At 39.1% G+C, this 19,507-nt stretch carries 19 protein-coding genes and 1 pseudogene; 5 read left to right on the plus strand and 15 right to left on the minus strand.

Annotated features, from left to right (window positions below):
• Positions 1–321 precede the first annotated feature (321 nt).
• Complete coding sequence (locus tag A6754_RS12290; RefSeq protein WP_066445879.1) at positions 322–843, minus strand: ClbS/DfsB family four-helix bundle protein; 522 nt, start codon at positions 841–843, stop codon at positions 322–324.
• A gap of 80 nt (positions 844–923) precedes the next feature.
• Positions 924–2,306 (minus strand): MocR-like pyridoxine biosynthesis transcription factor PdxR, encoded by a 1,383-nt coding sequence (gene pdxR, locus A6754_RS12295; protein WP_066445883.1) that lies wholly within the window; start codon positions 2,304–2,306, stop codon positions 924–926.
• Positions 2,307–2,413: 107 nt separating this feature from the next.
• On the opposite strand from pdxR, the gene A6754_RS12300 reads away from it, so the two are divergent.
• The gene (locus A6754_RS12300; protein ID WP_066445886.1) at positions 2,414–3,121 is read left to right on the plus strand and encodes an aspartate/glutamate racemase family protein; all 708 of its coding nucleotides are present in this window, start codon (positions 2,414–2,416) and stop codon (positions 3,119–3,121) included.
• A gap of 369 nt (positions 3,122–3,490) precedes the next feature.
• Here the strand turns inward: A6754_RS12300 and A6754_RS12305 are convergent, their stop codons facing one another.
• The 7 genes and pseudogenes from A6754_RS12305 to A6754_RS12325 form a co-directional block, all read right to left on the minus strand.
• Positions 3,491–3,961 (minus strand): hypothetical protein, encoded by a 471-nt coding sequence (locus A6754_RS12305; protein ID WP_066445889.1) that lies wholly within the window; start codon positions 3,959–3,961, stop codon positions 3,491–3,493.
• 30 nt (positions 3,962–3,991) lie between these two features.
• Entirely contained in the window at positions 3,992–4,126 is a 135-nt protein-coding gene (locus A6754_RS23350) for a hypothetical protein (protein ID WP_306806942.1), read from the minus strand.
• Positions 4,127–4,150: 24 nt separating this feature from the next.
• A pseudogene (locus tag A6754_RS23400) lies at positions 4,151–4,225 on the minus strand (hypothetical protein); the annotation flags it as partial.
• Positions 4,207–4,938, minus strand: a complete 732-nt coding sequence (locus tag A6754_RS12310; protein WP_371806962.1) for an NAD(P)-dependent oxidoreductase — start codon at positions 4,936–4,938, stop codon at positions 4,207–4,209. The pseudogene A6754_RS23400 and the gene A6754_RS12310, both read right to left, overlap by 19 nt.
• A gap of 156 nt (positions 4,939–5,094) precedes the next feature.
• Positions 5,095–6,948, minus strand: coding sequence for an ABC transporter ATP-binding protein (locus A6754_RS12315; RefSeq protein ID WP_066445892.1), 1,854 nt, complete (start codon positions 6,946–6,948; stop codon positions 5,095–5,097).
• Positions 6,945–8,669 (minus strand): ABC transporter ATP-binding protein, encoded by a 1,725-nt coding sequence (locus A6754_RS12320; RefSeq protein ID WP_066445895.1) that lies wholly within the window; start codon positions 8,667–8,669, stop codon positions 6,945–6,947. Before A6754_RS12320 ends, A6754_RS12315 begins: the two co-directional genes overlap by 4 nt.
• A gap of 15 nt (positions 8,670–8,684) precedes the next feature.
• Entirely contained in the window at positions 8,685–9,143 is a 459-nt protein-coding gene (locus A6754_RS12325; protein ID WP_066445898.1) for a MarR family winged helix-turn-helix transcriptional regulator, read from the minus strand.
• Positions 9,144–9,342: 199 nt separating this feature from the next.
• Here A6754_RS12325 and A6754_RS12330 point away from each other — a divergent pair, with 199 nt between their 5' ends.
• Positions 9,343–11,016 carry an MEDS domain-containing protein gene (locus A6754_RS12330; RefSeq protein WP_257299173.1) on the plus strand — a complete coding sequence of 558 codons (1,674 nt, stop codon included), beginning with the start codon at positions 9,343–9,345 and terminating at the stop codon, positions 11,014–11,016.
• A 146-nt stretch (positions 11,017–11,162) separates the two neighbouring features.
• Entirely contained in the window at positions 11,163–11,795 is a 633-nt protein-coding gene (locus tag A6754_RS12335; RefSeq protein ID WP_066445902.1) for a LysE family transporter, read from the plus strand.
• A gap of 2 nt (positions 11,796–11,797) precedes the next feature.
• Here the strand turns inward: A6754_RS12335 and A6754_RS12340 are convergent, their stop codons facing one another.
• Complete coding sequence (locus A6754_RS12340; protein ID WP_066445905.1) at positions 11,798–12,109, minus strand: hypothetical protein; 312 nt, start codon at positions 12,107–12,109, stop codon at positions 11,798–11,800.
• A gap of 93 nt (positions 12,110–12,202) precedes the next feature.
• Here A6754_RS12340 and A6754_RS12345 point away from each other — a divergent pair, with 93 nt between their 5' ends.
• Both A6754_RS12345 and A6754_RS12350 read left to right on the plus strand, forming a co-directional pair.
• Positions 12,203–12,832, plus strand: a complete 630-nt coding sequence (locus A6754_RS12345; protein WP_066445908.1) for a LysE family transporter — start codon at positions 12,203–12,205, stop codon at positions 12,830–12,832.
• Between the two features lie 88 nt (positions 12,833–12,920).
• Positions 12,921–14,285, plus strand: a complete 1,365-nt coding sequence (locus A6754_RS12350; RefSeq protein WP_066445910.1) for an amino acid permease — start codon at positions 12,921–12,923, stop codon at positions 14,283–14,285.
• Positions 14,286–14,327: 42 nt separating this feature from the next.
• Here A6754_RS12350 and A6754_RS12355 read toward each other — a convergent pair whose 3' ends face one another.
• From A6754_RS12355 to A6754_RS12375, 5 genes are all read right to left on the minus strand, one after another.
• Positions 14,328–15,821, minus strand: coding sequence for a PH domain-containing protein (locus A6754_RS12355; protein WP_066445912.1), 1,494 nt, complete (start codon positions 15,819–15,821; stop codon positions 14,328–14,330).
• Entirely contained in the window at positions 15,821–16,312 is a 492-nt protein-coding gene (locus A6754_RS12360) for a PH domain-containing protein (protein WP_371806963.1), read from the minus strand. Before A6754_RS12360 ends, A6754_RS12355 begins: the two co-directional genes overlap by 1 nt.
• Positions 16,313–16,404: 92 nt before the next feature.
• The gene (locus A6754_RS12365; RefSeq protein ID WP_066445920.1) at positions 16,405–17,706 is read right to left on the minus strand and encodes an alkaline phosphatase family protein; all 1,302 of its coding nucleotides are present in this window, start codon (positions 17,704–17,706) and stop codon (positions 16,405–16,407) included.
• A gap of 123 nt (positions 17,707–17,829) precedes the next feature.
• Positions 17,830–19,305 carry a sodium:solute symporter family protein gene (locus A6754_RS12370; RefSeq protein ID WP_066445923.1) on the minus strand — a complete coding sequence of 492 codons (1,476 nt, stop codon included), beginning with the start codon at positions 19,303–19,305 and terminating at the stop codon, positions 17,830–17,832.
• 1 nt (position 19,306) lies between these two features.
• Complete coding sequence (locus A6754_RS12375; RefSeq protein WP_066445925.1) at positions 19,307–19,489, minus strand: hypothetical protein; 183 nt, start codon at positions 19,487–19,489, stop codon at positions 19,307–19,309.
• Between the last annotated feature and the right edge of the window lie 18 nt (positions 19,490–19,507).

Below are 19,507 nucleotides of genomic sequence, written 5' to 3' on the forward strand. Positions count from 1 at the left end.
CCCGTTCTCCTTCCGCAACTCTCTTGATGACCGTCATTTCAGGAAGTACTCTGCCTCTCTCCTTCCCCAACTCTCTTGATGACCGGCATTTCGGGAAGTACTTCCCCGTTCTCCTTCCCCAACTCTATCGATGACCGGCATTTCGGGAAGTACTCTGCCTCTCTCCTTCCCCAACTCTCTTGATGACCGGCATTTCAGGAAGTACTCTGCCTGTCTCCTTCCCCAACTCTCTTGATGACCGGCATTTCGGGAAGTACTCTCTACCTTTCTATCTTACTATCTGATTTATTCTTTTAATTAACAGGAATTTCGCTAATTCTTTTAACCAATTTTATTCCTTTTCAAATGATTTTCATATTTTTTAATGATTTTATTGGCCCAAGCATAGTGACTGGAGGTGTTCGCAACAAAATAGGCTCCGAGTGAGCTTGTGCCTGTCCATTTGTAATACTTCTTTGTGAAAAGCTCTTCATTTGTATGAGATTCAATGAGCTTCATCATTCGTTCATGACTTTCTTTTACTAAGTCGATCCCGACAGATAATTCGGTTCTCGAATATTTTTCCTGAATGGATCGGTTCAAATCGGGTGTGTTTCTCCATGTATATCCTTCTGCGGGCATAGCGGGTTTTTCCCCATTCATTCCGGTTGTATACCAATTTTCTAAGAACAAATGCCATTCATGCAGATGGCAGATCAGATCTCGAATCGAACGATTTAATCCTGGAAATTCGAATTCGTTTGTTCTCAGTGGTTCTGGGATTGACTGAATACGTTGAAATAGTTCAGCGAAATGATCATTGCTCGCCTGGATTAGGTCTTCTTTATTTTGCGGTCTGGCCATCGGTCTTCTCCTCCTCTTATAACTCTCCTTCCATTGTACCTTTTTATTGATGATTTTTTGTGTGATTTTTCTTACTATTCCTAAATATTCCTTTTTAAAATTTCTACGCCTTTTTTCAGCTCTTCCACTGTTATTCCTCCATAGCCTAAGACAATTTTATCTCCATGACTGCCTTTGTTCAGGGCAAAGTGTTCAACAGGGTAAATTTTAATGCCTTCACCCATCAGCTTTTCACATAATTCTTTCGTAAAAGTGATGCCTGGAAATTGAGCGACGACATGCATTCCTGCTGCTTTTCCAATGACATGGACAGATGGAAAGGCTTGATGCAGCGCATCTGTCAGAACCTTTCTTCGTTCTATATAGATTTTTTTCATTTTCCGTACATGTTTGTCAAGATGCCCTTCATCAATAAAGCGTGCGAGTGCATATTGTTCAATGGAGGACGTGTGCCGGTCAGAGTACCATTTTAAACTGTAAAAAGGTTCAATTAGAGGCTTCGGCAGGACCACATATCCGATCCGTAATGCAGGTGATAAAATTTTGCTGAAAGTTCCTACATAAATAACTGAGTCTGGATCAAGTCCCTGTATGGATGGAACAGAACCACCTTCATAGGTAAACTCACTATCATAATCATCTTCGACTATATAGCTGTCCATTTTCCGGGCATACTCTAGCAGTTGAACTCTTCTTTGAATCGTTAATGTTCCGCCTAGCGGGAACTGGTGTGAGGGAATGACAAATGTAAAACTTGGCCGCTTTTCAGGCAATAATGCCGGCTGAATTCCTTCATGATCGGCTGCTACTGGATATATAGAGGCGTCCGCATTTGTAAAAATATTTCTCATTTCATCTGTAACGGGGTCCTCCACCGCAATAAAATCATCCTTTTTCACTAGCAGCTCTGTGATGAGCTTTAATGCCTGAGTTGCACCAGATGTGATAACGATTTGAGAGTGATCACAGATTACACCGCGGGCTCTACTTAAATAGTTGACTAACACCTTTCTTAAGGACAAAACACCACAAGGATCTCCATAGCCAAATATGGAGGATGGAGCATCCAGACAAACATCTTTTGTTAATTGAGCCCATTTCTTTCTTGGAAAATGGTCAATTGCAGGGTTGCCCCCTTTAAAATCAATAAAAGTTGGCTGTTTTTCAAACATAATTCCTTGCGGCGTTATGCTTCCTCCTTTTTTAGCAGCTTTAATGGACGCCCCTTTTGCAACAAAGGTACCGCTTTTTGGGATTACTTCCAGATACCCTTCTGACAATAGGCGGTCATATGCTTCAATAACAATATTACGTGAAATATGCAAACTGCCTGCAACCTCTCGTGTTGAAAAAATGCGTTCTCCCTCGTGGAGCTCATCATTTAAAATAAGGGATCTAATTTGCTCATATAACTGCTGTGTTAATGTGACGCTGCTTTGCCGATTCAAGTCTTTTAGTATCATACTGATGCTCCTTTAAACTGGTACTATAAAATTAACCGTTTTCTGGATCTATTATAATACCAGATTAACATGATACGATGATGAAAAAAATAGAGGAGCGTTTAAATATGAAAACAATCGGGTTAATTGGCGGCTTAAGCTGGGAATCAACAAGTGAATACTACCGTATTATCAATACAGCGGTGAAAAATAAACTCGGCGGTTTGCATTCAGCAAAATGTCTAATTCACTCTTTCAATTTTGAAGAGATTGCAGATATGCAAAGAACTGGAAAATGGAAGGAAGCAACAGAAAGTATGGTGGAAGCGGCAGTCAAGCTAGAACAAGCTGGTGCAGAAGTCATCGTCATTTGCACGAATACGATGCATAAAATGGCGAAGGAAGTTCAAGAGGCTGTTTCTGTTCCCCTCATTCATATAGCAGAATCAACAGCTCATGCCATAAAACAGCAAAATTTAAAAAAGGTAGCTCTGCTTGGAACGGCATTTACTATGGAACAGCCTTTTTACAAGGACATCCTCTCCAAACACGGAATCGAAACGATCATTCCAAATGAGGCTGATCGCCAAATGGTACACAGCGTGATTTTTGATGAGCTTTGCCAAGGCAGATTTTTAGAAGATTCTCGAGTGAAGTACCAGGAATTAATTTCAAAATTGGAAGCAGAAGGAGCTCAAGGCGTTATCTTGGGCTGCACCGAAATACCGTTGCTCATAAAGCAGGAACACAGCAGCCTTCCTCTTTTGGATACCACATATCTGCATGCAATGGCTGCAGTTGAATATGCGATGGATCTGGAGTTTTATTCTGCTTGATTGGGGAGTTTGCGGATTAACGACCGAAGGGCACGGATCTGTATGAGGTGGCTCGTTAAAACCTTGCGTTAACGATCGAAGTGCTTGGATTGGTCTGAGTTGAGTTGTTAAAACCTTGGGTTAACAACCGAAGAACTTGAATTAGTCTGAATTGGGTTGTTTAAACCTTGGATTAACGACCGAATAGCTTGAATTAAACTAAGTTGGGTCATTAAAACCCTGGGTTAACGACCGAAATACGTAAATGACTCAAGGTTAGGTTGTTAACTTAATACAGGGGCAATCTTGCCCCTGTATTTAACGTAAATACATCATCCAATTCCCTACCCTATCCAAACAAAATCACTAGATTCAAATTACCCCATTACCTCAATACCCCTCCGTTTTTCCTCTAAAAGGAACCAACACCCCTATCACAATCGTTAAAACCACAAATGCAATAAAGGTATTAATATTAAAATACTGGTTATTCACATGAATAGATAAAAACACTGCGATATCTTGGATATACTCTTCATCAACATAGCCAAACTGCTCTTTATATCCCTGTCTCATCTCATCAACATACCGTACAAAAGACCAGCGCTGATACATAACCGCACTTGCGCAATAGGCGCTACCAGCGACAGCAATTATCCATTTCTTCTTAAAAGGGAGCACTCGAAAGATCCCTCTCCAAAACACAATCAGATAGAATAATATAAACGGCAGCAATAGAACAAAGAGAATAGCAGGATTTCCATTGCCAGAACTGCTGCCCGGAGCAGGTGTCATTAAATTAGAAAAGATGAATCCTCCAGCTGTAAATAGCAGAACAGTAATCAGTATCCCCATTTTCACACGAGCATCGACCTCCACAAAACGAATAACTTAATGAACGACAAAAAGAAGTTCTTCCTCTTCAATAAAACGCTGAATATTGTCAATCGTAATTGTGCTGATGTTAACGATTGCTTCGTAGGTTGCACCGCCAATATGAGGGGTTGCAATGACGTTAGGCAGCATGGAAAGCTCATTTTGCGGGGGCTCTACTTCGAATACATCTAAAGCTGCACCCCGAATGCCGCCATTTTTCAGCGCTTCTACTAAATCTCCTTCATGAATCGTCCGCCACGCGAGATATTGATCAAAAAGGCACTGGATTTCATTTTCCTTAAAGTATCTCGGTTGATAAAATGTTTATTTTTACTAGTTAATGAGGTTGATAAGATCACATAATCAGATTCAGTTAATAAAGTATCCAAATCAGTAAAACGCACATTCAATAGAGCAGCTGCTTCTTCGTTCTGATAATTCCCGTAAGCCATCACTTCCATTGAAAACCCATTCGCACGCTTGGCAATAGCCTGCCCAATGGATCCAAAACCGACAATCCCCAGTTTTTTGTTATGTACTTCATTTCCAAGCGAGTTGTTCCAAACTCTCGATTTCACTTCTGCATCCTTTTGCGGAATGCTTCTTGAACTGGCAAGCATCAAACCAAAAGCAAGATCTGCAGCAGACTCTGCATTTTGACCAGGTGCATTACTTACGATAATCCCTTTTTCTTCAGCATAAGCTACGTCAATATTGTCATAGCCGGCTCCAAACTTAATGATATATTTTAGATTTGTTGCTGCATCAATAACATCACGATCAATTTTCACAACAGCCACTACAATTATATCAGCAGTCGCTGCTTCTTTAAGCAACTCTTCCTTCCTTACTCCATCGTCGGTTTTCATCACCGTTACATTTGCGCACAACTTTTCTGTTTCTTCAATTAATTCTGGATAGGCTGCAACAAATGCATCTCTTACTAAAATTAAAGCGTTCATTGTATTTCCCTCTTTTACATTCATTTTCTTTTTTTCTATTATAATCAAACTTAACGCTATTAGTGGAATTTATAAAGTCTAACGCTTAAAAAAACTTTAGTGGAGATACAAATTTCCTTTCTGAATATAAAAAAAGCAGGAGAGCATCTCTCCTGCTCATCCTGCTTCTGCACTTGAAAACTGACTATAGTATAGGTCAGCATAAAATCCATTTTGCTCTAACAGTTCATGATGATTTCCCTGCTCAATCACTTGACCATCTTTCATGACGAGAATAAGGTCTGCATCCTGAATCGTAGATAAACGGTGGGCAATGACAAAGCTTGTTCGCCCTTCCATCAAGTTGTTCATTGCCTGTTGAATCAGACGCTCTGTTCGTGTATCTACACTTGATGTCGCTTCATCTAAAATCATAATGGCTGGGTCGGCAAGAATGGCCCGAGCAATCGTTAATAGCTGCTTTTGTCCTTGTGAGATATTCGAAACCTCTTCATTTAACACAGTATCATATCCATCTGGCAGTGTACGGATAAAGTGATCTGCTCTTGCAGCGACCGCTGCTTTTACAATTTCTTCTTCAGTTATATCTCCATTTTTTCCGTAAGCAATATTATCGCGTATCGTTCCATTAAATAACCATGTATCCTGAAGAACCATGCCGAAATTCTGCCGAAGATTGCCTCTGTTCACTTTGGAAATATCTTGATGATCAATCATAATTTTTCCGCCTTTTAACTCGTAAAAACGCATGAGAAGATTGATTAGGGTTGTTTTCCCCGCACCTGTAGGTCCAACAATGGCAACTGTCTGTCCTGGTGCAACCTCTATATTCATATCTTGAATCAGCAATTCTTCTCCGTAGCCAAAGTCAACATGTTCAAATGAAACAGCACCATTTTGGATTTTGTCCATTTTGTTCTCTGTAACATTTTCTTCTTCTTCATCCAGCACTTCAAATACACGTTCAACTGCTGCAACAGTAGCCTGAACGATATTGGCAATATTAGCTGTTTGGGTGACAGGCTGAGTGAACTGCTTTGAATAAGTGATAAATGCTTGAATATCACCGATTGATATCGAGCGATTAATAACTAAAATTCCGCCCACTACACTGATGACGACATAACTTAAATTTCCGATAAACATCATCATCGGCATCATAATGCCGGAAATAAATTGTGCTTTATAGCCTGCTTTATAAAGTGATTCGTTGACCTCATCAAAATGATTCAGTGCTTTTTCTTCACGGCCAAATGCTTTGACGATTTGATGTCCTGTATAGGTTTCTTCGATATGGCCATTGAGCTCACCGAGTGTGCGCTGTTGCGCTGCAAAGTGCGCTTGTGACTTTTTCAAAAATGGTGTAATCACAAACATCGATAATGGCAAGCTAACGATGGAGATCAGCGTAAGCAAAGGACTGATGGTTAGCATCATGATAATGATTCCAACAATCGTAACAATCGATGTAATAAATTGCGTCACACTTTGCTGCAGCGTGCTTCCAATCGTATCAATATCATTGGTCACTCTGCTCAATATTTCTCCCTTTGGTCTGCTGTCAAAATACTGCAGAGGAAGTTTTTCAAGCTTTTCATTAATGTCCTCGCGCAGACGATACACCGTTAATTGTGCAACACTGGACATGACGTACTGCTGAACAAATGTAAATAACGAGCTAATAACATAAAGACCGGCAAGTAGCAGGAGCATTTGACCGATTGCGCCAAAATTAACAGCTGCACCAGGGACGCCGGATAATTTGCCGTAAATTCCTTCAAATAGCTCCGTTATCGCATTCCCCATGATTTTCGGTCCGACAATCATAAAGACCGTACTTAAAATCGCAGCTATAAAAACAATCAGAAGCTGTTTTCGCTGCGGTTTTAAATACGATAACAGTCTGAACAAGGTACCTTTAAAGTCTTTTACTTTTTGGCCGCCAGCTATCATGTTTGGATTTGGATGTTTTCTTCCTGATCCTCGCTGAGTGGTATTTTCTGAGCTCATGCTGTTTCCTCCTCTGAGGATTGTGACTTCACAATTTCACGATACACTTCATTTTCTTCCATTAACTGTTTATGTGTTCCGATGCCGGCCATTTTCCCTTTGTCTAAAACAATGATCCGGTCTGCATCCACCACGGTACTGATCCGCTGTGCAACAAGAATAACCGTTGCATCTTTTGTTTCTTCCTTTAAAGCTGCACGAAGATTTTTATCTGTCTTATAATCCAAAGCAGAAAAACTATCATCAAATATATACACATCCGGTTTTCTTACTAATGCCCGGGCAATGGATAGGCGCTGCTTTTGGCCGCCTGAAAGATTTGAGCCGCCCTGAGCAAGCATGGTATTGTATCCTTGTTCCATTTTGCTGATGAATTCATGCGCCTGAGCAACCTTTGCGGCATGTTCGACTTCATCTTCTGATGCATCTTCTTTTCCATATTTGATGTTCTCTGAAATGCTGCCTGTAAATAACAATGCCTTCTGCGGAACAAGTCCAATTTTAGAACGAACACTTTCCTGTGAAGCATTACGCACATCAACGCCATTAATTCGGATTACACCTGAAGTAATGTCATAAAACCTCGGTATTAAATTGACCAGTGTTGATTTCCCTGCGCCGGTGCCTCCGATGATGGCTGTCACTTCACCAGGGTTCGCTTTAAAGCTGATATGCGATAGAGCCGGTTCCTCTGCCCCTGGATAATGAAAGGTAACATCCTCAAATGATAACGTCCCTTTGTCTTGGTCCGCATGTGTTGATCCCTGATCCACAAACGTTGGCTTCATTTCCAGAACTTCATTTACACGCTGAGCCGAAACAGATGCTCTTGGAATCATAATAAACATCATCGATGCCATGATGAGAGCAAACATCATTTGTGTGATATATTGAATAAACGCCATTAAGTCTCCGACCTGCATGCCGCCATTATCAATCCGAATGCCGCCAAACCAAATGACAGCGACAACCGTTAAATTCATAATCAGCATTAAAACCGGCATTAAAAACGCCATGATCCGGTTTACTTTTATTGAAACATCTGTTAGATCTCTATTTGCTTTTTGCAGGCGGGTCTTTTCCTGTTTTTCACGGTTAAAGGCACGAATTACGCGGATACCGGTTAGATTTTCACGCATGACAAGGTTTAATCGATCTAATTTATCTTGAACAAGCTTAAATAATGGCAATGCTTTTTTCATAATAAAATAGATGGAGACTGCAAGAATCGGCATGGTCACAAGAATAATCAGCGAAAGTTTTGCATCTTTTGATACCGCCATGATCAAACCGCCGACAAACATAATCGGTGCACTGACAACCATACGAAGCATCATAATCACTACCTGCTGGATCTGCGTAATGTCATTGGTTGTACGCGTAATTAAAGAAGCGGTGCCGACCGAATCAAAATCCTGCATGGAAAATTCGTCTACATGCTTGAAAACTTTACGGCGCAAATCACGGCCAAAGCCCATTGCAGACTTAGATGCATAATAGCTTGCACCTACAGATGCCAGTGCACCAAGCGCTGAAACGGCGAGCATTAATCCCCCGATTCGCCAAATAACACCTGTATCCCCAACAACAACACCATTGTCAATGATATCCGCCATTAATGTGGGCAAATATAAATCAGATAAAACTTGTATAAAAATAAGAGCAAAAACAGATAAAATCATCCATTTATATGCTGATAACTGCTTGGTTAGCTTTAACATACTGTATTAACTCCTTTATTCCTTCATTTCTTTTTCTAAAAATAAGGCGATTTGAGAAAGAGAATTCAGCAGCAGATTTGCCTGCTGTTCTGAAAGTCCATCAACAGCTTCTTTTAAAACAGTATAGTAGCTTCCTTTTTGCTCATGAATTGAATCCATTACAGATTTGCCTTCTTCACTCAAAACAAGCTGCATTTCACGGCGGTTTCCTTCCACTGGATAGCGTTCAAGCAGTTCTCTTTGTACAAGTGCATCGATTGACTGACTGAGCGTACTCTTGGGAAACTGGGTTTCAATTCCGAGCTGTTTTTGTGTTATTTCTTTCTTAGAAGCAATGATGGTTAATAACATCAATTGCGGAGCAGTGAGCTCTAAGTCGGCAGCCGTTTTTTGAAATAACTTTCTTAACCCGCGATTAACGCGTTCAACCGACTTAAGGATGTCCGTAACCCTTTGGCTTGAATGATTTTTCATTTTTATCACCCTTATGAACAGTTCCATTCAGAACAGTTCTGAAATGTATGAGATAAATTTACTCCTTCCCTTAATACATGTCAAGCAAACAGGACTTTTGTTTTACAAATAAATAAGAGATTCATTCAAATTGTTCATAATATTGTATAATACTAGTATAAATGGTTGGATCACTATCGAGAGGTGTAGTTCAGTGGACATGAAGACAGCATTCTTAATTGAAGAAATAGAGATAAAAAACAAAGCTCACATTCTTTATACGTATCAATCTGAAGAAAAATATGTAAATAATGCATACAGTTATATTATGACCGGGCTTTCCAATAATCATCATGTCATTATAATTGAAAACGATATTCTTACAAAAAAAATACAGAAAAAGCTAACAGGAATACTAAGCGAAGATGAACTGGGAAAAGTTCATTTTTATAATAATTATGATTATTATTTAGCAAACGATCATTTTCATATAGATAGAATTGTTCAAAACTTTAATAGAGTTTTAGTTCCATTAGTGAAACAGAATATATCTGTACGGACTTGGGCACATGTTGAGTGGCCAAAAGTAGAAAATATATCGCAAGTTCTCATGGATTTTGAAGAGAACGCCGATCGTGAAATTAATAAACATGGAATTATATCCGTATGCGCCTACGATGGAAACAGCCTGTCAGCTTCTATGCAAAATAAAATAATGGAATGGCACGAATATTTTATGACGGACGATGCTTTAGTACGTTCCTATCTTTACAGAGGAAATGATGCAATCTTTCCTTCATTGTCTGATCAAGATTTGCGGGATAAAAAGGTAGAAAGACAACTGTACGCAAAAAATGAGCAGCTGCAGGCATTTATGAAACAAAACCTAGACTCTGTAATGATTGTTGGCCAAAATGAAAAAGTCCTTTATATCAATCATATTTTTGAAGAAACGTTTGGCTGGAGTGCAGATGAAATTTTAGGTTTAAATGTTTATGAGCTGCCGGTTGCTACTGCGTTCAGTAAAGAAAAAAGAGATCAAAAAGACCAGAACATTCAGAACATTAAGGAAGCTGGTTCTATTTATAAAGTGGAATGCACGCGACAAACTAAGGACGGCAAATCTATTAAAGTTCTGCAAACCTGTTTTCCCTTTCGAGATGAAGATGATCAGATCTTTGCCTGGGTGGTTATACTTAGAGACCAAACCGAAAGATATCAAGCTCAAGATCTTCTTCTGCAGTCAGACAAGCTCTCGATTGCAGGTGAGCTTGCTGCAGGGATTGCTCATGAAATTCGTAATCCGGTCACCGCAATTAAAGGCTTCCTCCAGCTCTTAAATGCAGATGGAAAAAATGTGAGGACCTATTATTCTGTGATGGCATCAGAAATTGAAAGAATTGAGCTAATACTAAGTGAACTGCTGATTTTGGCAAAGCCGCAGTCAACCGATTTCAAATCAAATAACTTAATTGCCCTCATTAAGGATGTTATTACTTTGCTTGATGCACAAGCTAATATGAATAGTGTTCAAATTAAAACGATTTGCACCAACGATGAGATTTATGTAAAGTGTGATGTTAACCAAATCAAACAGATTTGCATCAATTTTATTAAAAATGGGATAGAAGCGATGGATTCTGGCGGAGTATTAACAGTTAAAGTTGAACAAAGGACAAATGAAATTCTTTTGTCCTTTATAGATGAAGGAAAAGGAATTCCTGAATCAATTCTTAAAAAACTGGGTCAGCCCTTCTTTACTACAAAAGAGAATGGAACTGGATTAGGGCTTATGGTCAGCAAAAAAATAATAGAAGATCATCTCGGAAGCATGCAAATACACAGTAAGCTCAATGAAGGATCGACAATTGAGGTTAGGCTTCCAATTAGGTAAATAAGATTAAAAACAGTGAGCAGCATTATGCTCACTGTTTTTTTATGGACAAGAATACATACTGCCATGAATGCTTACATATATTTAAAGCTAGTACTTTTTAGTAATAGATGATTAAAAAGGCAATTTAATTAGGTGGTGATCACATGAGTTTAACCATTTTACTCAGTTATATCATACTCGGCTTTACACTTGCAGCTCCCATTGGTCCTGTGAACTCTGCACGATTAGACAAAGGCATAAAAAACGGATTTTGGCATGCCTGGGCAGTTGGCGCAGGCTCCATGATTGCAGACGGCGTCTACATGCTCATTGTTTATCTCGGTATGGTGCAGTTTATTCAAGTTCCGCTAGTCCAAATTTTTTTATGGCTGTTTGGAGGCTTTATTCTAATTTATTCGGGTGTTGAAGGAATGATCAGTTCCAGTAAAATCACACTATCTGAATCGAGAGGAACAGAATCATTATTTAAATGTTTTCTAACTGGTTTTATTATGTCCATTACAAGTCCCTTAACTATTTTGTTCTGGCTTGGTATTTATGGCTCTGTACTCGCCAAAACGGTGCAAGTGAACGGTACCGGTTCATTAATCGTCTACAGTTCAATGATCTTCCTCGGCCTCATGCTATGGGACGTGCTTGTTGCTGGCTTAACAACAGGTTTAAGGCGGTTTTTAACCAAGAATAGTCTGCGTTTTATCGGGATCGCTTCAGGATTATCTCTTATTGGGTTTGGTCTGTATTTTGGCTTCCAAGGAATTGTGGCTCTATTCTCCTAATATCACTCACTTATTGAACGGTACATCACCGTTTGCATACTGCCCTGCTCAATATTTTCCAGAAAGAAAGCTTCAACGAGTTTTTGATATTCTTCATCAGCGAACATCTTTTTATTTTGCAGTTCCAACTCAGCAAGTCCATCATAAGTAGTTAAAAGTGAATATGTATGATCTTTGCCAGTAATGGGCGTGAGAATTTCTACTTTATGTTCATAATTCTCAGATCTAAATTTCTTCATTTCCTGCAAATTTTCAACCGCTTCTTTAAATTTACCTTGTTTGATTTCGAATGTTTGGTACACATACACTGACATATTGCTCACCTCTATACATAATTTGTAAGCCTTAGTATGTTCATTTGTGATGTCTTTATTCTTTCATTTACTTTTTAGGGAGTTGATCTTACAATGATTGTTTTTTTTAGCTATATCCTATTAGGGCTCTCGCTTGCTGCTCCGATTGGCCCTGTGAATGCCGCTGTGTTGGATAAAGGAATCAAAAAGGGCTTTTTTCATGGCTGGCTAGTTGGTCTCGGTGCCATGACTGCAGATGTAGTATATATGTTTGCTGTTTTTATGGGGCTTGTTCATTTTTTAGAATTTCCATTTGTTAAAGCTTTTCTCTGGTCGTTCGGCTTTTTCGTTTTAGTTTATACAGGCATTGAAACAATCATGGGAGCGGGCAAAATTATTTCTCCGAAAAGAACCAATGATGATACAAAGATCAAATCCTTTCTTTCCGGATTTTTCATTTCCATTTCCAATCCTCTGACCATTCTGTTCTGGCTGGGTATTTATGGTTCAGTTCTGGCTAAGACTGTTACAGAATTTGATCATGTACACTTAGCTTTATACAGCATTGCCATATTTATCGGCCTAATTATCTGGGATTTATTTATTTTGATGATTGCTAGCGGCTTTAGAAAAACGTTATCAGGAAAAACATTAGCGCTCATTTCCATTTTCTCTGGCATTTCTCTGATAGGCTTTGGTCTTTACTTTGGCTACCAGGCAATTCTGCTGCTATTCTTTACCTAAGAATGGGTTAGACAATCTTTACCTTTTTATAATCGTATAAGATTCACTTCTCCTCCGCATGATAACGGTGAGATGAGGAGTGATACCTATGGATTTTTTTGTTCCTGGCAGTGGAAGCAGTGGAAAAAGCAGTGAAAAAGGCGATTTGAGCTGGTGGCAGCTTTCTCTCATTGGAGTAGGGTGTACGATTGGCACAGGATTTTTTCTCGGTTCAGCCATTGGTATTAAGATTACCGGCCCTTCTATTGTTTTTTCATTTATATTAGCGGCTTTTGGTACATACATCGTATATAACATATTAGCAAAAATGACGGCAAAAGATCCGCATGACGGCTCTTTTTGTTATTATGCCGATCAAGCATATGGCCGCTGGGCTGGATTTAGCTGTGGCTGGAACTACTGGAGTTCAAATATTTTAATTATGGGAAGCCAGTTAACCGCATTATCCATCCTTTCGCGCTTTTGGTTTCCAAATGTGCCGCTTTGGCTTTTCGCCATTGGTTATGCATGTTTATCTATTATTGTTGTACTAACAGGAAACAAAGGTTTTGATAAAGCTGAAAATCTCTTTGCGATCATTAAAACAGCCGCCATCATCATGTTTATCATTATCGCCTTTGCAGCGCTTTTTGGCTGGATTGGCGGAGATGTGAAACACCCTGGTTTCCCAAACGGTATGGGTGAACTGTTTCCTGAAGGCTATAAAGGCTTTTGGACTTCGTTAATTTACGCATTTTATGCCTATGGCGGGATTGAAGTCATCGGCTTAATGGCTATGAGATTAAAGAAAAAAGAGGATGCCCCAAAAGCCGGCATTATTATGCTTTTATTGCTTGTCATCATTTATGTTATTTCATTAGGACTTGCTGTATATATGGCAGCTCATGGAGATTTTCATGAAAAGGAAAGTCCATTTGTTACTGCTTTAAAAGATTACGATTTGGCCTTCTTCCCTCATGTGTTTAATGCTGCCATTATTATTGCAGGATTTTCAACCATGACTGCCTCGCTTTTTGGCGTCACTTCCCTGCTTGTAACAATGGCTCAAGGCGGAGATGCACCAGCTTTCTTTTCGAAGAAGATAAAGAAAATGAAGGACCTGCCTCTTCCTTCTCTTGGGTTGGCTACGATTGGTCTCACGGCTTCCATTATTACTGCACTATTGCTCCCTGGGAAAATATACGAATACATTACAACCGCAGCAGGAATTTTAATTCTTTTTAACTGGGCTTTTATTATTATTTCTGCATTTAAAAATCTGGAGCTGAAAATTTGGGGAAAATTGTTATCGTGGATGGGTATTCTGCTCATTTTATTAGCGGTGAGCGGAACATTGCTGGAAAAAAGCATAAGGCCAGGACTGTATGTAAGCCTCCTGTTTGTCTTACTAATCGCCATTGCAGCGATAATTATGCAAAAGAAAGGCTGGAAAGAAGGCAATGGGAATTGTTAGAATCACAAAAGCTGACTCACTAAGTTAGAGTCAGCTTTCATTTTATTTAATCGTAATCTCTTGTTTTCTTTCTCGATACCAGCTCACAAATAGTGCAGCTAATTCATCCGGGATGTCATCTATACCAGAATGATGTACTGGTTTAGAGCGATTGACTGTTCCAATCGTAGCCAGCCCAAATTGTCTCTGCAAAATCCCTCTCGTAACATTTACTTCTATGATCTTATCTCGTTTTGTTACAAATAAAGTAGTACTTAAGCTTCCTGATTTCATTTGGATAAAATGTTCATTGATCACATATTGACTATTTATATAATCCAAAACTCTAAATATGACCGTGATCAATAATAACAGAATTGAAATCAGCCACCAAGCAATTTCTATGTCGAATGGCTCTGGTTTGAAAATAAAAAGCGTGATTGTTGCTATGATCCATATCCAGCTTGGCCTTAAGAGTCTAATCCAAAAAGATCTTCGTGGGAGCTTTTTCATATCATTTGTCACGCTATATGCAGGCAGCAATTCTTCAATTATTTCATAAGCGCGCTGTACGGGAAGAAATGGATATAACGAATTAATTTCTAAATTTTCTTCCCCAATCCCAACACCGCCAGCACTTGTCAGCTTCACCTCTGCCAAGCCTAAAATCCTTTTTAGAGGAGTTTGGATTATTTCAATTGCCTGCACTCTATTTTTGGATATTGAAAAGGCCGTCTCATCCAGTACACCTTTAGAAATATAAATACGATTATCATCTGATGCTATAACATAATTTCCATATTTCAAAAAAGTCCTGACAACACCAAAAAGAACTGATGCAATTATAATGATGGCTGCAGCCAAGGCATAGAACCACCATGTCTGCGGCAGTGCAGACAGCAGCCCCTGTGCTTCTTCTTCAATTGAAAACACATCATTAAAGTTAGAAAACAAAGAACCTACTACCGGGATCAGCAAAAGAAAACTTAAAGATGTAAATGAAGCACGTATTAAGTCTTTCCTTGTTGGTGTAAAATGTACAATACGGTTGTCTTCTGCTTTTGTTTCAGGCAATTCTTCATTGTCTTTTGCTAAACTTAGTTCATCAGAATTTAATGGCTGCTTTTTCACCATTTCCTCGAGCATCTCTGCCTCTTCTTTTGTAACCATTTTAAATTCAATGGAAGCGTCATTTCCCGACATGCTTGTTTCGAACTGCAATGAAGTCATACTAAGAAGTTTATGAATAAATGAGGTCCGGCGGTTGACGTTTTGAATACGTGAAAATGGAATCGTTTGTTTAGATTTGGTAAAAATTCCCGAGTACAAATGAAAGGACTCATCCTCTATTTCATATTTGTTTGTTCGCCATTTAAGAAAAATGGATACCATACTTAGGGCCAATACTAAAACAAATCCAATTCTCGCATAATATGTAAACCCGGAATCTGAACCAAACCGAATAACAAATAAATATATAGCTATAAAACCAAAGCTTTTTACGAGCCCAAATAATTCCAAAACCATAATGAGCGGATGATATCTTTTAGGAGACATTATTCCACTTCCTTCAGTTTCGCATATTGGGCGATTTCATTCCTTAATTGCAATGCTACCTCTTCCTTCAGGCAAGGAATGCTATGAGAAGATCCCATCGTTTCCACTGAAATGGTCATTAACCCAAACTTCTTCATGATTGGACCTTTATTTGTTGTCACAGCCTGTATCTTCGTCATAGGAATCAGCTCATGCTTCTCTGTAATCGTCCCAAATTTCAAATGAAGAAATTCTTCGTCCGCATCATATCGCCACGATTTATATAATAAATGCGGCCGAACAAATGTCCAAATCACCGAAGGGATTGTAAGAACTGCCAATCCAATAAATATCCAGCCCAGCCAATCGACCCAATTAAAATAATGATCTAAAAAAAGCAATACTGCTATAACCACTAGTCCAATTACATCTTCTATTAGGCCTGTGATTCTCCACACCTTCTTCGCTTCTGGCGAAAGTTTATTCGTCGGATTATGTATTTCTGCTGTCAATATTATCACCTTTTCTATCATTCTCTCTTCTTACATACGAATATTATGTGAAAAGGTTTCTTAAATTTTATTAAAATATAAAAAACTTGCTTTTAGTCTGTCAGCAGGGCATCTATAACCTGTCCATCTGTATCACCTAAGTCCAACCCAAGCAGCTGTGCTAAAGTGGGACCAATGTCAGTGAGATGCATATATGGAATTCTCTGATTTGGTAGGATTCCTTTTCCTGCTGCTAAGAAAAAGGTCGTATAATTTGGTTTTGATGGTGAAAAACCATGACATGCCAGCATATTCTTCGGATGATCTTGTAAATTCTCTGCTGTTACTTCTTCAATATGATCACCATTAATGCTTTCGGCAAAATAATATCCCTTTTGCGCTTCAAGCATAAAAGTACAGCGAGGATCAGCCCCTCTTTCTCCAGCTTCTTCTCCAGTTAAAATAAACTCAATACCTTCCTGCTGTTCTTCTAATATCTTTTTTACTATGCTTGCTGTTTTATGATCGTGATCATCTCTCAAATAAATATACGCAGACCCATCACAACTGTGACAATAGGCTTTCCAATTTGCGATTCGCCCTTTGCTGTCAACTTCTATTAAGTTATGTTCACGAAGAAGCACATTTAGATGTATTTTTCTATTTACATCGATCGCACTATGATCCCCGAGCAGTATAATAGTCGTCTCTTCTTCTGCTCCGGACTCTTTGATCGCATCCAATAGAGCGCCAAGTCTGCGGTCATGCCGTTCAATGGCAGCTTCAGCTTCTTTTGAATGTACTCCATGAACATGCCGCTGTGTATCTAAATCTGTAAAATGAATGAGCATGATGTCCGGTTTTTTTTCTTTTAAAGTAAACACAGCTGATTCCAGCACAAAATCATCTAATTCTGGCTGATTTAATCCGTTTCGAATATGACCAAAACGGTTATTCAGCTCCAATTGATAGAGAGGACTGCCGCTAAATAGCGAAACAAGCACTTGATTCTGCCACGGACGATTCGGAAAAATCTCGGGTAAATTATATTGAATATTCTTCGCTCTTCCTGTCACAGGCCAAAGAAGAGCAGCAGTGCTTAAGTTCGCTTTGTATGCTTCATCGTACAAGGTTGTCCCATTAATATCTTTTCGGTACCAATGCCAGTCTGGCGAAATCCAGCCAGGCTGCATCAGCGTATTATTCATTATACCGTGCCGTGCTGGAAACCTTCCCGTCACGATCGTAGTATGACAAGGATATGTTACAGACGGATAGAATGATTCAACATTCTCTGCATATGAACCTTTTTCTAGCACTCTTTTGAAATTAGGCAGATCCGAAAATTGACTGAAATCGTCAGCAGCCAGACAATCAAACGAAATGACAACCATCTTTTTGGTTAATCTTTTCATAAACATCCTCCTTTCAAATTCCTCTTATAAATTAAATTTTACCGTGATTTCCCTATCTTTCCAAGAATGTTTAAAAAATAAAAAAAGCCGCTAATTGAATAAGCGGCATAATGATAAAAGATATTACACAATTTTATTTCGTTTCAATTCTGTTTTTAAGTAGGTTAAGAACTCATCTGCTTTTTCTTTTGGTGCTTTGGTGATCAAGCTGACAGCTATAAAGAGAACAGTCGATATTGAAATGCCCCATAATCCTGATGCTAGTCCCAATGGCTTGATTTTAAATAATTCAAACAGTATGACAATTATTCCACTCACCGTAACACTCGTTAATACCCCAGCAGCTGTTCCTCTTTTCCAGAAGAATGCACCGATAATCGCTGGTACGGCAACCAGCAGGCCTGCAGAGGATGCAACTGATAAGACCGCAATTAAGCTAACATTTGACTGTGCAAATAAATACGCTAATATGGCAATCACAGGGATCACGATTTTCCCAACTAATAACTGCTGCCGGTCATCACTGTTTTTCTTGATATTCCCATAGACATCTCTGGCAAAAAGGGAGGATAACGTTAATAAAATGGAATCAATGGTAGAAATCGCTGCAGCCATGATTCCAACCATAACGATCGCACCTAAAATCGGCGGAACTAATTCAGATGAAAGTATTCTTGGTGTCGCCAAATCGGCATTTGCCAAATCCGGAAACATAACAGATGCAGAAAAGCCCCATACAACAGACACCATCGTATAAATAAATCCGAAGATTAAAAAACCCATTAGCATTGTTCTTAAGCTTTTTAATGAGGCAGGCATAAAGAGTCTTTGGCTGACCTGCGGATTTGACAGGCTAAAGAAAAACCAAGGCACGGTCAATCCTAAAAACGTTAAGAAGCTGAAGTAGCCATTACCGGGAACCGATAATGCCTGCGGCTCATTTGCTTTTAATGTATCAAAGAATTCTCCTACTCCGCCTAAGCCGTGGATGATTAGCAATACAACCACCGTTGATGTAATAATCATCATTAAGGCCTGCAGGGAATCTGTCCAGGCAACAGAACGAATACCTGCAATATAAGAAAAGACGATTGCCAGCACAGTTGCAATAATAACCCCGGTTGTGAACGGAATGGCATTGTTGGTCATTCCCTGCAATAAATACCCCACTCCTGCAAGCTGGACTGCACTATATGGAATTAAAAATAAACAACTAAATAATGAGACCACAAAAGCTACTTTTTTACTTTTATACCGATCTCCCAGCATCTCTGATGGAGTGACATATCCATATTTCTTTCCAACGAGCCAAAATCGCGGTCCAAAAAAAGCGACTAATGATACACCCATAAAATAAATAATTTCAAAACCGTATGCTCCAACGCCGCCCGTATATGTAAGACCTGCCAAACCAACAAGCATAAAAGCACTATAGGTTGTCGCACTATAGCTTAACGCCGAGACAAAACCGTTCAGCTTGCGGTCACCTAGAAAATAGCTGGTCATATTTGTTTGTTTGCCGCTCCGTGATAAATATGCAATAAATAAAGATACGATAATATAAATAGCGATCGTCCACCACACTAAGTTTGTACTCAAGCTACTCACCCCAATTCTTTGATAATATGTAATTAATCATAATAATAATAACTGCTAAAACGGTCCATAATAAGAAGCTTCCGTACCACGCTTCCACGTTTGTTAATACAGTAAAAGGAAGCAAATAGCCTAATAAAACAATGGCAAGGACGGCTAATGCCCATTTTAATTCTCTCGACTTCATTTGATCACCCCTATTTTT

It is taken from the genome of Cytobacillus gottheilii, assembly GCF_001636345.1.
Taxonomy (GTDB): domain Bacteria; phylum Bacillota; class Bacilli; order Bacillales; family Cytobacillaceae; genus Cytobacillus; species Cytobacillus gottheilii.